The 15,404-nt window shown below is 70.0% G+C and carries 13 protein-coding genes; 8 read left to right on the top strand and 5 right to left on the bottom strand.

The features are described 5' to 3' along the window. The first annotated feature begins 21 nt into the window (after window positions 1-21). Window positions 22-435, top strand: a complete 414-nt coding sequence (locus tag C3E78_RS09090) for an Hsp20/alpha crystallin family protein (RefSeq protein WP_108577987.1) — start codon at window positions 22-24, stop codon at window positions 433-435. Between the two features lie 6 nt (window positions 436-441). After that, window positions 442-1,287, top strand: a complete 846-nt coding sequence (locus C3E78_RS09085; RefSeq protein WP_108577986.1) for a universal stress protein — start codon at window positions 442-444, stop codon at window positions 1,285-1,287. A gap of 49 nt (window positions 1,288-1,336) precedes the next feature. Here the strand turns inward: C3E78_RS09085 and C3E78_RS09080 are convergent, their stop codons facing one another. Then, entirely contained in the window at window positions 1,337-4,006 is a 2,670-nt protein-coding gene (locus C3E78_RS09080) for a cation-translocating P-type ATPase (RefSeq protein WP_108577985.1), read from the bottom strand. A 187-nt stretch (window positions 4,007-4,193) separates the two neighbouring features. On the opposite strand from C3E78_RS09080, the gene C3E78_RS09075 reads away from it, so the two are divergent. After that, window positions 4,194-4,427, top strand: coding sequence for a hypothetical protein (locus C3E78_RS09075; RefSeq protein WP_108577984.1), 234 nt, complete (start codon window positions 4,194-4,196; stop codon window positions 4,425-4,427). Between the two features lie 32 nt (window positions 4,428-4,459). Here C3E78_RS09075 and C3E78_RS09070 read toward each other — a convergent pair whose 3' ends face one another. Then, complete coding sequence (locus C3E78_RS09070) at window positions 4,460-6,058, bottom strand: YfcC family protein (protein WP_108577983.1); 1,599 nt, start codon at window positions 6,056-6,058, stop codon at window positions 4,460-4,462. Between the two features lie 171 nt (window positions 6,059-6,229). On the opposite strand from C3E78_RS09070, the gene C3E78_RS09065 reads away from it, so the two are divergent. From C3E78_RS09065 to arcC, 3 genes are read left to right on the top strand one after another with little or no spacing between them, the layout of a single operon-like run. Beyond that, a complete protein-coding gene (locus C3E78_RS09065; RefSeq protein ID WP_328591580.1) occupies window positions 6,230-7,438 on the top strand; it encodes an arginine deiminase in 1,209 nt (402 codons plus the stop codon). Window positions 7,439-7,441: 3 nt separating this feature from the next. Then, window positions 7,442-8,443 carry an ornithine carbamoyltransferase gene (gene argF, locus C3E78_RS09060; protein WP_108577981.1) on the top strand — a complete coding sequence of 334 codons (1,002 nt, stop codon included), beginning with the start codon at window positions 7,442-7,444 and terminating at the stop codon, window positions 8,441-8,443. Between the two features lie 10 nt (window positions 8,444-8,453). After that, window positions 8,454-9,434: a carbamate kinase gene (gene arcC / locus C3E78_RS09055; protein WP_235833769.1), complete on the top strand. Its 981-nt coding sequence runs from the start codon at window positions 8,454-8,456 to the stop codon at window positions 9,432-9,434. 64 nt (window positions 9,435-9,498) lie between these two features. On the opposite strand, the gene C3E78_RS09050 is transcribed toward arcC, so the two are convergent. The 3 genes from C3E78_RS09050 to C3E78_RS09040 are packed head-to-tail and all read right to left on the bottom strand — an operon-like array spanning window position 9,499 to window position 14,362. After that, a complete protein-coding gene (locus C3E78_RS09050; RefSeq protein WP_135804929.1) occupies window positions 9,499-11,370 on the bottom strand; it encodes a glycosyltransferase family 2 protein in 1,872 nt (623 codons plus the stop codon). Beyond that, window positions 11,367-13,172 (bottom strand): hypothetical protein, encoded by a 1,806-nt coding sequence (locus tag C3E78_RS09045; protein ID WP_108577978.1) that lies wholly within the window; start codon window positions 13,170-13,172, stop codon window positions 11,367-11,369. The genes C3E78_RS09050 and C3E78_RS09045 overlap by 4 nt, the downstream gene beginning before the upstream one ends. Beyond that, window positions 13,172-14,362: an NAD-dependent epimerase/dehydratase family protein gene (locus tag C3E78_RS09040; RefSeq protein ID WP_108580831.1), complete on the bottom strand. Its 1,191-nt coding sequence runs from the start codon at window positions 14,360-14,362 to the stop codon at window positions 13,172-13,174. Before C3E78_RS09040 ends, C3E78_RS09045 begins: the two co-directional genes overlap by 1 nt. 170 nt (window positions 14,363-14,532) lie before the next feature. Here C3E78_RS09040 and crcB (C3E78_RS09035) point away from each other — a divergent pair, with 170 nt between their 5' ends. Together crcB (C3E78_RS09035) and crcB (C3E78_RS09030) are read left to right on the top strand one after the other, a co-directional pair. Further along, window positions 14,533-14,952: a fluoride efflux transporter CrcB gene (crcB, locus tag C3E78_RS09035; RefSeq protein ID WP_108577977.1), complete on the top strand. Its 420-nt coding sequence runs from the start codon at window positions 14,533-14,535 to the stop codon at window positions 14,950-14,952. Continuing rightward, window positions 14,949-15,326, top strand: coding sequence for a fluoride efflux transporter CrcB (gene crcB / locus C3E78_RS09030; RefSeq protein ID WP_108577976.1), 378 nt, complete (start codon window positions 14,949-14,951; stop codon window positions 15,324-15,326). Before crcB (C3E78_RS09035) ends, crcB (C3E78_RS09030) begins: the two co-directional genes overlap by 4 nt. The last annotated feature ends 78 nt before the right edge of the window (window positions 15,327-15,404 follow it).

Here is a 15,404-nt window from a genome sequence, read left to right as displayed (position 1 = left end):
CCGCGAGACAGAGGACCATCCATGAGCAACAGCATCGTTCGTCGTCCGCAAGGCCCCTTCACCGATCTGGTGGACTGGCTGGAGACCGAGGTGCGGCGCGTCGGCATCAGCCCCTCGGTGCCGGTCGAGGACTTCGTCGAGGACGACCAGTACGTCGTGCGTGCCGAGCTGCCGGGCGTCGACCCGGACAAGGACGTGACCGTGATGATCGAGGACGACGTCCTGACGATCCGCGGCGAACGCCACGAGGACAAGAAGGAGAAGAACCTGCAGGAGCACCGGTACGGCTCGTTCACCCGCACGGTGCGCGTCCCGGCCGGCACCTCCGCGTCCGAGGTGAAGGCCTCGTACACGGACGGGATCCTGGAGGTCCGCGTCCCCGTCAAGGCCGCCGAGAGCACGGCGCAGCAGGTCCCCATCGAGAGAGCCAAGTAGGCCGCCATGAGCGAGTCAACGGTGGATCGTCCCGTCGTCGTCGGGGTCCGCGACGAGCAGCCCGGCCTCCTGGACTTCGCGTGGGGACTGGCGGAGCTGTACGGATGCCGTCTCCGTGTCGTCCACGCGTGCCAGGTGCCGTACCCGTACGCCTTCGCGCCGCTGTCCGCCGGGGACCTCCCCGAGGCCATCGCCAGTGCGGCGCGCCGCACGCTGAAGGACGCCGAGAAGCACCTGGAGGCCGGTGGCACGAGGGCCGACATCGCGTACGAGCTGGTGGCCGGCTTCCCGCCGGCGGTGCTCGGGTCCGAGAGCGACGGCGCCAGGTTCGTGGTGGTGGGCACCGACGACGTGGGGTGGCTGGACCGGCTCACGGGCGAGGCCGTCACGAACTTCCTGGCCATGCACGCGCGCAGCCCGGTCGTCGTGGTCCCCCCGTCGGTGCAGTCCTTCGCGATCGAGCAGATCGTCGTCGCGGTCGACGCCCGCAGCACCGAGAAGGGCCCCTTGCAGTTCGCCTTCGAGCTCGCGGACAAGATCTCGGTCGACGTCGAGGTCCTGCACGTGATGAGTCATCGCGAGGCCAAGCACGTCGACGAGGCACGCGTGGCCATGGCCGAGACGCTCGCCGGATGGTCGGAGAGCTATCCCGACGTGACCGTCACGACCGCGCTGGTCGAGGGGCACGACCCCGTGGACGAGACCCTGGCGGTGGCCGGCGAGGGCGCGTTGGTGGTGGCCGGGCGTCCCCACACCGGTGCGCTGCGCAGCTGGCGGGCCCCGGTCGCGCGAGCACTGGCCCGGGCCGGCCAGCGCCCGGTGGCCGTGATCCCGCCGGACTACACGGTCTGAGGACACTCGCCCGGAACGGCACCCCGTCGCACCGACGGGGTGTCGTTCCTCAGGTGTGCCGGACGCGGCGGATCGCCATGTGCTTCATGACGGCCACGACGGCGGAGACCACCGCGGCGACCACCACGATCCGCAGCCAGCTGTCCCAGCCGATGGGCGCGGTCTGGAAGAGGGTGTTCATCGCCGGCACGTACGTCAGGGCCAGCTGCCCGACCGCTTGCAGTGCCACCCCCACGATCAGGTACGGATTGGCCAGCAGACCCGCCTGCCATCCGGGTCGGGTCAAGGTGCGGCAGCTGAACAGGTAGAACGCCTCGACCATCACGAACAGGTTGACGGCCGCGGTCCGGCTGACGTCGAGCGAGGCCCCGCTGTCGATCTCGTACCGGTAGACCCACCAGGTGCCCAGGACGAGCAGGACCGAGACCAGCACCGTGCGGACCGCCAGTGGACGTCCGAAGAGCGGGGCTCGCGGGTCTCGGGGTGGCCTCGCCATGATCCCGGGCTCCTTGGCCTCCCACGCGAGGGTGAGCCCCAGCGCGACCGCGGTCGTCATGTTGATCCAGAGGATCTGCGTGGGCAGGATCGGCAGGTCGGTGCTCAGGAGGATCGCGACCAGGATGACCAGACCCTCCCCCAGGTTCGTCGGCAGTGTCCAGACGATGAACTTGGTCAGGTTGTCGAACACGCCGCGCCCTTCCTCGACGGCGGCCTCGATCGTGGCGAAGTCGTCGTCGGTCAGCACCATGTCCGCGGCGTCCTTGGCCGCCTCGGTGCCGACGAGGCCCATCGCGATGCCGATGTCGGCCTGCTTGAGCGCGGGGGCGTCGTTCACCCCGTCGCCCGTCATGGCCACGACGTGGTGGTGCGACTGCAGTGCACGCACGAGCCGGAGCTTCTGCTCCGGCGTGACCCGGGCGAACACCGACGCGCGGTCCGCCGCGTCCGGCAGGGCGGCGTCGTCGATCCGTGCGAGCTCCGCGCCCGTGAGGACACCGTCGACGTCGGCGTCCGCCAGGATCCCGATCCGGCGCGCGATCGCCGCCGCGGTCGTCGCGTGGTCGCCGGTGATCATCTTCACCGCCAGCCCTGCCTCGTGGCAGGACCGCACGGCAGCGGACGCCGTGGAGCGCGGCGGGTCGATCATCGCCTGCAGCCCCGTGAAGATCAGTCCGTCGGCCTGCCCGGTCATGAGGCGGTCGAGCGCGTCGTCGTCGGGTTCCCTCTGCACCGCGGTCGCCAGCACCCGCATCCCCCGCGAGGCGAGCTGCTCGGCCGCGGCCAGCACGGCACCCTCGTCGAGCGGCTGGGTCGCGCCGTCCCCCATCATCTGCAGGGCGCTCACCGCCAGGACCCGCTCGACGGCCCCCTTCACCATCAGCAGGTGGCCTCCGGCATCCGGGTCCGTGTTGGTCGTGGCCATGATCTGCCGCTCGGAGCTGAACGGCAGCGTCCCGATCCGCTGGAGGCCTCTCGCCGCGACGCCGTGCCGCTCGGCGACCGTCAGCATGGCTGTCTCGGTGGGATCGCCCCGCGGGGACCCGTCCTCGGCGAGCCATGCGTCGTTGCAGTTCGCCCCCACCAGCAGGCACCACCGGTACGCACCGCGCGGCTCACCGGACGCGTCGGTGTCGTCCGTCTCCGTCGCGAGCTCGCCGCCGGCGGTCCAGACGAGCTGCACGGTCATGCGGTTCTCGGTCAGGGTCCCGGTCTTGTCCGAGCAGATGACCGTCGCGCTGCCGAGGGTCTCCACGACCGGCAGCCGGCGAATCACGGCCCGCCGCTGAGCCATCCGGGACACCCCGATCGCCAGCGTGATGGCGACGGCGGCCGGCAGGCCCTCGGGGATCGCGCCCACGGCCAGGGCCACGACCGCGACGAACATGTCCGCCGCCGGCTCGCCCTGCGCCACGCCCACGACGAACGCCAGGATCGCGAGCCCGAGGATGACGATAGTGAGCTGGGCGCTGAACCGTCCCAGCTTGCGTGTGAGGGGGGTCTCCACGGCCTGCGCGCTGCCCACCAGCCGGTGGATCTCGCCCAGCTCGGTGTCCCCGCCGGTGGCTACCGCGATGCCCGACCCGGACCCGTTGGTCACCAAGGTGCCCGAGTAGACCATGTTGACCCGGTCCGCCACGGTCGTCTCCGTCGGCAGGAGGGCGTGGTTCTTCTCCACCGGCAGGGACTCCCCCGTCAGCGCAGACTCGTCGACCTTGAGCTGCGTCTCGCTGATCAGCCGCAGATCGGCCGGCACCCGGTCGCCGGCCTCGACGAGGACGAGGTCGCCCGGGACCAGTTCCTCCGACGGGATGCTCTGCTGGGTCCCGTCACGGACGACCGTGGCGCTGGTGTGCACCATCGACCGCAGCGCCTCGAGCGCCGACTCGGCCCTCGCCTCCTGCACGTAGCCCAGGATGGCGTTCACCACGACGACCGCGAAGATGACCGCGGAGTCCACCAGCTCGCCGAGGAGCAGGGTGACGATGCCGGCCACGATCAGCACGTAGACCAGTGGGCTGTTCAGCTGTCCCAGGAACCGCAGCACCGCACTGGGGCCCTTGCTCTGCGGGAGGCTGTTGGGTCCGAAGCGGTTGAGCCGGTTCCGCGCCTCGTCCTGGTCAAGTCCCGTCCGGTGGTCGCTCTCCAGGAGGAGCAGCGTCTCGTGCGACGTCAGGTCGTGATAGGTCTGCACGTGGTCGAGTGCGGTGCCCTGGGCCATGTCTCAGTCCACCGGCGGCCGCGGAGCAGCCACAGAGTCGATGGTCCTGGGCGGGGCGCCGTACCCCCTGCGACGACAGGCCGTTTCGTCCAGACCCCGCATGGCACCGCAGGGCCGTTGGTCACTGGGGCGCGTCCGATCCGTGACGGACAATTGAACGTCCGACCCCGACCTAGGGAGTGCTGTGATGGACGCCATGACCCACCGCCTCGACATCGCCGACCTCGCCGGCCGCCTCGTCACCGAGTTCGCCGGCGTCCTCGTGCCGGGACAGGTCATGCGGCTGGTCTACCAAGCGGACCGCCTCGTCCGGCGCTCCGCGGCCAGCGCCGACGATCCGGTGGTCCTGTGCGAGCAGATCGCCCGCCGCCTCCTGGACGACCGGGTCGTCCACGAGGCGCGTCGCGGACGCGTCGCGTAGACCGGCTGCCCGGCCCGGCCGGACGGTCCTCGTCACAGCGAGCCGATGACCACGAAGATCAGGCTCATCACGAGCAGGATCCCCACGAGAGGCATGACGAACCGCAGGTACTGGTCGTAGCGCACCTTCGCCAGTGCGAGGCCGCCCATGACCACCGCCGAGGTCGGGGTGATGAGGTTCACGAGCCCGGACGCGGACTGGTAGGCGGTGACCACCATCGCCCGCTCGACACCGGCGAAGTCCGCCAGCGGCGCCAGGATCGGCATCGCGAGAGCGGCGTGGCCGGACGAGGACGGGACGAGGAACGCCAGTGGCAGGTTGATCAGCAGCATGACCGCCCCGAAGACGCCCGACGACGTGTCGCTCACGATGTTCTCCATCGAGTGCAGGATCGTGTCGGTGATCTCGGAGTTGTTCATGATCGCCGTGACACCACGCGCGAGTACGATGATCAGCCCGACGCCGATGAAGTCGCCGGCCCCCGACACGAGGGTGTCGGTCAGCCGCTTCTCCCCGAGGCCGCCGATCAGCCCGACCACGATGGACATCGTGAGGAACAGGGCGGCCAGCTCGGGAAAGTACCAGTCCAGCTGCCAGGAGTAGCTGGCGGCGTCCGGGCCGTCGATGATCTGGGCCCACGGCACGATCGCGAAGATCATGAACACGAACGTCACGCCCACGACCGCCAGCACGGTCTTCTCCCGACCGGTCAGCGGGTCGACGTCCCGGAGACCGTGCGCGCGGGTCTCCTCGTCGCCCTCGGCCGGCCCGACGAGGGATGCCGACGGGTCGGCCTTGACCTTGCGGGCGTACCTCAGCACCCACCAGACGCCGATCGGCACCAGGACGACGTACATGATGAACCGCTCCACGATGCCGTCGCCGATCGAGATGTCCGCCGCGCCGGAGGCGACTCCGGTCGCGAACGGGTTGACGGTCGACGCGAGGGTCCCGATGCCCGCGCCCACCATGATGAGCGCTGCCGCCACCAGCCGGTCGTAGCCGAGGGCGAGCATCAGCGGGACGACCAGGGCGTAGAACCCCAAGGTCTCCTCGGCCATGCCCTCGACGGTGCCGCCGATCGAGAACAGCACCATCAGCACCGCGATCAGCACCGCGCCGCGCGAGCTCATTCGCTGGGCGACGCGAGCGACACCGTTGTCGATGGCGCCCGTGGCCATCGCCATGGTGATGAAGATGCCGATCGCGAGGACGAACAGGAACACGCCGGCCGCGCCGTACAGCTCGCCGGTCTCGTTGGGACCGATGAACCCCTTGTCGTTCAGGATCCCGTAGAGGCCGTTGACCGGCGCGAGGAACAGCTGCATGAGGCGGTCGATGAACGACAGGCCGGCGTCGGTGCGCTCGTAGCTGCCGGGCACGGGACGCCCGTCCTCGGTCTTGTAGCTGCCGGTGGGGATCACGAAGGCGAGGAGCCAGACCGCGACCGTGACCCCGAACAGCACCGTGAACGCGCTGGGGAAGCGCAGGGTCTTCCCGGTCCCCTCCTCCGCGGTGCTGTCCGTGCCCCCTCCCGGGTCCGCCGGACCTCCCGCGCCGGCCGGGTCCGCCGGCGCCGTGGGGCTGTCGTCGTCCGGCGTACCTGAGGGGCGCTTGTGCGTGGCTGCCATGGTGCGGTCCTCTCTCGTGCGCCGATGGTCGGCTGCCGTTCAGGCAAGCAGCGGAGACAGCCTGAGACACGAGGCTTTGCGCCTCTCCCCCAAGGACCTTCGGCCCTCGCATCCCCCTCGCGCGGCCGCGAGGCTGGCGGAAACGAGATGGGAATAGACATGGACCTGCACGTGGACTCTGAAGTCGGACTGCTGAAGCAAGTGATCCTGCACCGCCCCAACCTGGAGCTGAAACGGCTCACCCCCAGCAATCACGACGAGTACCTGTTCGACGACGTCCTGTGGGTCAAGAAGGCCAAGCAGGAGCACGACGCGTTCGCGGACACGCTGCGCGACGCAGGGGTGAAGGTGCACCTGCTCGACCAGCTGCTCCGCGAGACGATCGCCATGCCGGAGGCGCGCAAGTTCGTGCTGGAGCAGACGCTCGACGAGCGGGTCTACGGTCCGCTCGCCGTCGGCGCGCTCATGCCGGTGTTCGACCGGCTCGACGACGCCACCCTCGTCACGCACCTGATCGGCGGGATGACCAAGCGCGAGCTGCTGGAGCTGACCGAGGAGCCCTCGTCGCTGGTCCTGCAAGTTCTCGGCCTGGACGACCTGCTGCTGCCGCCCCTGCCCAACCACCTGTTCACCCGGGACACCTCGGCATGGATCTACGGGGGCGTGTCGATCAACACGATGCGCAAGCGGGCCCGTGCCCGCGAGACGGTCCACTACCAGGCCATCTACCGCTGGCACCCGATGTTCACGGACTCCAAGTTCGACGTCTGGGCGGACGGCACGGCGGCCGATGCCACGACCGAGGGCGGCGACATCCTGGTCCTGGGACGCGGCGTCGTCCTGATCGGCATGAGCGAGCGCACGACGCCACAAGGTGTCGAGCGCCTGGCGCGCCGGTTGTTCAAGGCAGGCAGCGCAACCAAGGTCGTGGCCATCTCGATGCCGCAGCAGCGTGCCTTCATGCACCTCGACACCGTCATGACGATGGTCGACGACCACACCTTCACGAAGTACGTCGGGATGGGGATGCTGCCGTCGTACACCGTGGAGCCCGACGACAGCGAGGCCGGCCTCCGGGTCACCGCCCACGCACCGGACGAGATGCACGACGCGATCGCGTCGGCGCTGGGCCTGGACTCCATCCGGGTGCTCACCGCGGTCCAGGACGTGCACGCGGCCGAGCGCGAGCAGTGGGACGACGGCTGCAACGCGTTGGCCCTGTCCCCCGGCGTCGTGGTCGCCTACGAGCGCAACGTCACCACCAACACGTATCTGCGCAAGAAGGGCATCGAGGTCGTGACCATCCAGGGCAACGAGCTGGGACGCGGCCGTGGAGGTCCGCGCTGCATGTCCTGCCCCATCGAACGTGAAGGGATCTGAACCATGGCGTTCAACCTGCGCAACCGGAGCTTCCTCAAGGAGATCGACTTCACTCCCAAGGAATGGAAGTTCATGATCGACCTGGCCGCGGAGCTCAAGCTGGCCAAGTACGCCGGCTCCGAGCAGCCCCGGCTGACCGGCAAGAACATCGCGCTGATCTTCGAGAAGACCTCGACGCGCACCCGGTGCTCGTTCGAGGTCGCGGCGTTCGACCAGGGCGCCCGGGTGACCTACCTCGACCCGCAGGGCTCGCAGATCGGGCACAAGGAGTCGATGGCGGACACCGCCCGCGTGCTGGGCCGCATGTTCGACGGTATCGAGTACCGCGGCGCGGCGCAGGCCAACGTCGAGACGCTCGCGGAGTACTCCGGCGTCCCGGTGTGGAACGGGCTGACGGACGACTGGCACCCCACGCAGATGCTGTGCGACATGCTCACGATGCGCGAGCACTCCCCCAAGCACGACGCGGAGATCGCGTTCGCGTACCTCGGGGACGCGCGCAACAACATGGCGAACTCGCTGCTGGTGACCGGGGCGATGATGGGCATGGACGTGCGCATCGTGGGGCCCGAGGAGCTGTGGAACCACTCCGAGATCATCGACAAGGCCAAGGCGATCGCCGCCGAGACGGGTGCCCGGATCCTGCACACCGCGGACGTGAGCGAGGGTGTGGCCGGCGCCGACTTCCTCTACACCGATGTCTGGGTGTCGATGGGCGAGCCGGTCGAGGCGTGGGAGCCGCGCATCAAGCTGCTCAAGGACTACCAGGTGAACGCGGCCGCGATGAAGGCCACGGGCAATCCCAACGTCAAGTTCATGCACTGCCTGCCGGCCTTCCACGACCGGAACACCAAGGTCGGCGAGACGCTGTTCCAGAAGACCGGCATGGATGCGCTGGAGGTCACGGACGAGGTGTTCGAGTCGTCTGCGTCGATCGTGTTCGACCAGGCCGAGAACCGCATGCACACCATCAAGGCCGTCCTCGTCGCGACGCTGGGGGCCTGAGATGCGGATCATGGTCGCCCTGGGGGGCAACGCCCTGCTGCAGCGGGGGCAGAAGCCCGACGCGGCGATCCAGCAGGAGAACGTGCGGCGCGCGGTCGCGGCACTCGCCCCGTTGAGCGCCCAGCACGAGCTGATCGTGACGCACGGCAACGGGCCGCAGGTCGGCGTCCTGGCGCTGCAGTCGGCGTCCGACCCGAACCTGACGTCGCCGTACCCGTTCGACGTCCTGGGCGCACAGACCCAGGGAATGATCGGCTACTGGCTGCTGCAGGCGATGCAGAACGAGCTGCCGGGTCGTCAGGTCGCGGCGGTGATCAACCAGACCCTCGTCGAGGCCGGCGACCCCGCGTTCGACAACCCGACCAAGTTCGTCGGCGAGATGTACACCGAGGAGAAGGCGAAGGCCGTCGCTGCCGAGCGCGGCTGGGTGGTCAAGCCCGACGGCTCCACGGGCTGGCGTCGTGTCGTCGGGTCCCCGAGGCCGCAGCGGGTCGTGGAGACCCGGCTCATCCGGCTGCTGCTGGAGAGCGACGCCGTGGTCGTGTGCGCGGGCGGCGGCGGCGTGCCGGTCATCCGCGACGACGACGGGCGTCTGCGCGGGGTGGAGGCGGTGCTCGACAAGGACCTGACGAGCTCGGTCCTCGCCGAGGCGCTGGACGCCGACTTCCTGATCGTGGCGACCGACGTCCCGAACGTCCTGAAGGACTACGGCGAGCCCACCGAGGAGGCGATCCTGCGGGCGACCCCCGGAAGTCTCCGGGCGCTGAACTTCCCGGCCGGCTCCATGGGTCCCAAGGTCGAGGCGGTGTGCCGCTTCGTGGAGCTGACCGGCGGCGCGGCGGCCATCGGGGCGCTGGACCACACCGTCCAGATCCTCGCGGGCGAGTCGGGCACCATCGTGACGCCGTCGGGCACGTACGACCCCGCCCTGCTCCGCGCCACGAAGTCGCACTCCACGGTGTCGGCCTCCCAGGGAGGACTGGCCAGCTGAGGCACCGCTCGCCGAGGTCCCCGCTCCGAGAGGGGCGGGGACCTCGCTGCGCGGGCCGACGGGCTCAGCGGTCGGCGGCCCGTTCCGCCGGACGTGACCGCCACGGCGGGTCCAGGGGCAGGAACCGCAGGCTCAGCAGGGCCTCCAACGTGAAGTAGCTGCGGACCAACCGGAACGCCAGGTACTCCGGGACGTACAGCACTGCCCGCGGTCGGCGCAGCAGGAAGCTCACCACGATCGCGACCAGGGCGGGAAGGCCGATCACCACCGCCAGCACCGGCTGCCAGTGCAGACCGTGGAACGTCGGGGAGAACACCCCCAGGACCAGGAGCGCGAAGACGAGCACCGGCGCCAGCATCGCGCGGCGTGCGGAGTTGACCAGCCCGAGCGGGAGGACGACGGCGCTGGCCATCGAGACGCCATGCAGCAGGACGTGCCGTTGGCGGGCCGCCACGTGGTAGGTGCTGCGGAACCAACGGAGCCGCTGCTCCCGCAGCTGGGCCCAGCTGTCCGGGGTCTCGGTGCGGTACTGCGCCGCGGGGTCGACCAGGCACCGATAGCCCAGTGAGCTCAGCCGCATGCAGATGTCGGTGTCCTCTCCGTTGATGCCCTGCGCGATCGGGCCGGCCTGGACCAGGGCGCTGCGCCGGATGGCCGTGAACATGCCCGGCACGCCGACGATCCCGTCGTAGCCCGTCCGCGAGACCTGGTGGAAGCCGTGCCGCACCAGCACCTCGACGTACCGCACGCGGTCGATGAAGGTGCCGGTGTGCGCGGGCAGCGGCATCCCGCCGACGGCTCCGACCCGGTCGTCCGCGAAGTGACGCATCGTGTCCCTCAGGCAGTTCTCGCCGATCACGGCGTCCGCGTCGATGCGGACCACGAACGGCTCCTCGACGTGCCCCAGCCCGTAGTTCAGTGCCGGCGCCTTGCCGGGCGTGCGGCACGACAGCAGCGTGCCGCCGAGGTTCCCGCTGGCGTCGATGGCGTTCTGCGCGACAGCCGCGGTGTCGTCGCTCGAGACGTTCTCCACGACGTACAGGCGTACCGACCCGCGGTACGCCCCGGCCGCGCGGTCGAGCGCGGCGATCGTCCGCGCGATGCCGTGCGCCTCGTTGTGCGCCGGAACGATGACGGCCACCGGTGGCGCGAACACGGACCGCCGGGACATCCCGATCCGGACGACTCCGATCGCGCCGGCGAGGAGGACGAACAGCTGTTGGACCAGGAACACGCCCGGACCCACGCCTCCGAGGAGGGCGACGTCACGCAGCCAGGTGACGACCGGCTCGGCCTGCGTCGCGATGACCCGGGCGAGGACGATCGCGGCGACCATCGGCGCGAGGAACCGCAGCCAGGCGCTCACGCTGGTGACACCCGTCGCCGGGGTCGTGACCGGGTCAGGAAGCTGCGCATTGCGCAGGATCACCACGGGGAACAGTGCCAGGGCGAGCACGGCCGACACGGCCTGCTGGTCGACCGTCGGGACGTCCACCGACCAGAGCCGGCGGATCAGCAGCGCCACCGTGTCGACGGCCAGCGAGATCACGATCAGTCCTGCGCACAGTTCCGCGAGCACCAACGCGCGCCGCCAGGCGTTCGTGCCCAGGTGGAGGCTGAACACCACGAAGAAGACGACGAGGAACAGCCGGACCGGGATCAACGTCTCGTCCCCGGAGGCGCCGAAGACGACGACGTCCCGGTGGTCGCCGAGCGGGCCCTCCCGGGCGAGGAGGGTCACGGCCAGCAGGACCAGCAGACCCAGCGCGACGAACGAGACGAAGAAGCCGTTGACCACGCTGGCCGGCCGGTCCAGGGAGAACTCGACGGGCGCGCTGTCGACGGACCGGTAGTGGTTGCGCACCGCCTGCGGCACGTCCGGGGCGTCGGTCCGTTGGGGCTCCGACGCGCGACGCGCAGCACCACGAGCGTTCACTCCGTGCCCTCGGCACGCACCGCGGGAGCGCTCACCACCCGTCCCGCTCCGCTGACCACGAAGCCGCCGCCCCCGGCGGTGACCAGGCGGGCCGACTCACGCCCGTAGTCGGGGACGACGTCACCGGGTCTGCCCACCGGCGTGACGACCAGCCCCTGCGTCCGGCCGGACGTCACGCACTGGACGACCAGTCCGTCCTTGAACGCCGAGAGGTCGAAACCCTTGGCGCTGAGCCGCCCGTCACGGACGGTGACCGGCGCGGTGACACCGGTCGGTGGCGACCCCAGCGCGAAGTAGGCGCGGTCGCCGGGGGTGCCGTCCCACCGGTAGGTGGGCTGCTGCCGCCAGCCGTCGAACTCCGCGAGGGTCGGGACCAGCTGGGCGAGCGCGGTGGTCGGGTCCTTGAGGCTGGACGACGGCACGAGGACGTCGAACCCGGCCGCGAAGGCGCGGGGCACCGCCGTGAAGCCGGCGCCGTCGGTGCCGATCGTGAGTGCGGACTCCGGGAGCAGCTGGACGTCGTACGGCGTCTGGCGCACGTTGCAGCCGCCGACGTCCCGGTCGCGGACGAGGGTGACCACCAGCTCGTTGCGCACCAGCTCGCGTCCGCCGGGGATCTTCGCCACGACCGTCTGGCGTCCCACGTCGGGAAGCAGCAGGCTGTCGACCAGCTCGTCGTTGAGCCGGACCTGGACCAGCCAGCGGGCGTCCTCGGTGGTGGGCGGCACGAGCATCCGCAGCCTGACCGAGGTGGGCACCCCCCCGCCCGGCAGGTCGCTCAGCGCGTAGGGCACGCGCCAGCTGCGACGGTCGATGATCTGCTGCACGGAGGTGTCGGCACCGAGGGCCTCGAGCGTGACCTGGTCGCCGGTGGCCCGCTCGAGCTGCTCGCTCCTGGGGGCGCTCGAGCCCGTGTCGGCGGTCGTGACCGCCGAGGTCGTGAGGAAGGCCGGCACGACGTCGGGGCTGGGATCGACCACGCCGAGCAGGGTCTGGTCACCACGCTCACCGACGCGTATCGACCCCTTGTCGCCGGTGGCGTTCCAGCCGAGATCGTCCAGCGCATCGGCGGGACCCACCAGCACCGGCGTCCCACCGTCGTCCTCGTCCGGCAGGTCCTCGGTGTACGAGACCTCGTGCCCCTGCTGGGTGAGGAACGCTGACAGCCGCGCGGCCGTCTCGAACCAAGCCGTGCTCTTCGCCTCGGTCGGCAGCACCACCGTCACGTGGTGGTCGAGCTCGGCGACCGCGTCACGCACGGTGTGCGTCCGCTCGTCCAGCTCCCCCTTGATGCGCGTGCGCGCGTCCAGCACGACCAGCGCCCCGAGCTCGGTCGTCAGGTTGCACCGCCGCTGGTCGAGGCTGCCGGTCGTCCGCACCTGCACCTTCACCTCACCGTCCTCCACCGTGGACTCCGGCAGGCCGATGTCGACGTCCAGCTTGTGCTCGCCCTGGGGCAGCTCCTTGACGTACACCGACTCCCCGTTGACCAGCGCCCGCAGGAAGATCGTGCTCGACTCCGCGACCTCGGTGCGTCCGCGGAGGGCCAGCACGGGCCTCTCCACGCGGGAGTCGATCGGCACCGGGACCGTGAAGGTCTGGGTGGTCGCGTTGTCGTCACTGAGGCGGAGCCCGTCCGTGGAGCCGATGTCGCGCAGGGTCTTGTCGAACGCCCGGTCCGCGGCACGCTTGTCGTCGTCGCTGCCGAACCAGGACGGGTTGGCGATCGCGAACGCCGCGACGAGGAGCACCGCCACGCCGAGCAGCGCCAGGGCGCCCTTCGGCACCCAGGAGCGATCCATCACACGTCCCGGGCGGCGTCACGCCGTTTGTCGTTCCAGTACGACTGGGCCAGGATCTTCGAGCGGTCGCAGCGGTCGGCGTACCGGGTCGCGATCTCGACCGACTCGGTCATCAGCCCTTCCTCGACGAGGATCGGGTCGAAGCCGAGGGCGCGCAGGTGGTCGTTGCGCATCAGCAGGTCGTTCTCGGCCGCCTCGGTGCGCGGGTTCGAGACGTACTGGATGGTCGCGCCCAGCTTCTGCTCGATGAGGTGGGCCAGGTCCAGGACCCGCAGCGTCTCGGCCAGCTGGTTCATGATGCGCGGACGTCCCCTGACCTGGTCGCCGGACTCGACGGCCATGCGGACGCAGCGGACCGTGTCCTGGATGTTGATGAACGCGCGGGTCTGGCCGCCCGTGCCGTGCACCGTCAACGGGTAGCCGATCGCCGCCTGCATGAGGAAGCGGTTGAGCACGGTGCCGAAGTCGCCGTCGTAGTCGAACCGGTTGATGAGCCGGTCGTCGAGACGGGTGTCATCGGTCTGGGTCCCCCACACGATGCCCTGGTGCAGATCGGTGATCCGGACGTCGTCGTACTCGGCGTAGAACTGGAAGAGGAGCTGGTCCAGCGACTTCGTGGTGTGGTAGATGCTGCCGGGGCGGCTCGGGTAGAGGATCTCGCGGGTGACCGTCCCGCCCGAGCGATCCGGGTAGCTGACCTCGAGATACCCCTCGGGCAGGTCCACCGGGGTGGTCTCGTACCCGTACACGCCGGTCGTGCCGAGGTGCACGAGGTGCGCGTCGAGATGCGCCTCGACCAGGGCGGCGAGCACGTTGTGGGTGCCGTTGACGTTGTTGTCGATCGTGTAGCGCTTGTGGGCGCTGTCCTTCATCGAGTACGGCGCGGAGCGCTGCTCGGCGAAGTGCACGATCGCGTCGGGGCGCACCCCGCCCAGGACCGCGAGGAGCCGGTCGTATTCGTGGGCCACGTCGAGCTCCTCGAACCCGATCGTCAGCCCGGTCTGCTCGCGCCAGCACGCCAGGCGCTCGGTGAGCGTCGTGATCGGGGTGAGCGACTGGACCCCGAGCTCGTCGTCCATGCGACGGCGCACGAGATTGTCGACGATCGTCACGTCATGGCCCGCGCGTGAGAGGTGGACGGCGCTGGGCCACCCGCAGAATCCGTCTCCGCCAAGCACTACAACCTTCATGAGCTCTCCCCAGGTCGACTCGAACACCGAACGTATTTCCCGTCCCTCCGGACGACCACGGGACAGCGACCCCGTGCCGAGGGACCATGTGCCCTAAGCGCCCCTCGGGGGCCGATGCGGCGGGCCCTTTGGCCCCAGACGCCCTGTCCGGGCGCGGTTAGCGTCGGTGCATGGACATACGCCCCCTGTGGCTCGTCGCGCTCGGCGGCGCGGTCGGCGCGGCCAGTCGTGAGGGCCTCTCTCTGGCGATCCCGGAGCTCGACGAGGTCCCCGTCTCGATCGTCATCATCAACGTCATCGGCGCGTTCCTGCTGGGCTATCTGTACCAGGCGGTGACCCGGCTCGACGGGTCCCGGGCCAAGCAGCTCAAGCTGCTTCTCGGGACGGGCTTCTGCGGGGGGTTCACCACGTACAGCTCCCTGGCGACGGACGCCGCCGTGCTGCTGCGCGACGACCGCGTGGCGACGGCGGTCACGTACGCACTGGTCACCGTGCTGGTCGGTGCCTGCGCCACCTGGCTGGGCATCGTCGTCGCGGCGAGGAGCAATCCGTCCGACGGTGCGCGACGTGGGACACGAGGCACGTCATGAGTCCCCTGGACTTCGTCCTGCTGACCGTGATGGGCGGCGTCGGCGCGTCCCTGCGCTACACGGTCGACGCATACCTGCGGGCCCGCATCACGCACGGCTTCCAGTGGACGACGACGATCATCAACGCGTCCGGCTCGTTCGTGCTCGGGTTCCTCACGGGCCTCACGACCGTGGACCTGGTGTCCAGCAACGCGAGCATCGTCATCGGCACGGGCCTGCTGGGCGGGTACACGACCTTCAGCACCGCGAGCTACGAGACCGTCCAGCTGATCGAGAAGCGCCGGTACGGCCAAGCGTTCGTCAGCGGCATCGTGATGCTGGTCCTCTGCGTCGCCCTCGCCGCCCTCGGACTCTGGATCGGCGACTCGATGTAGGTCCGCTGGGGCGGCTGCCCCACGGGGTGGTGGTTCCTCCACCGTATGAGCGCGTGTCCGGCCCCCATCGGTGGCGTA

Source organism: Aeromicrobium chenweiae, from assembly GCF_003065605.1.
GTDB lineage: Bacteria > Actinomycetota > Actinomycetes > Propionibacteriales > Nocardioidaceae > Aeromicrobium > Aeromicrobium chenweiae.
Note: the sequence above shows the minus strand (reverse complement) of the source record. Positions and strands in the feature narration are given on the sequence as shown.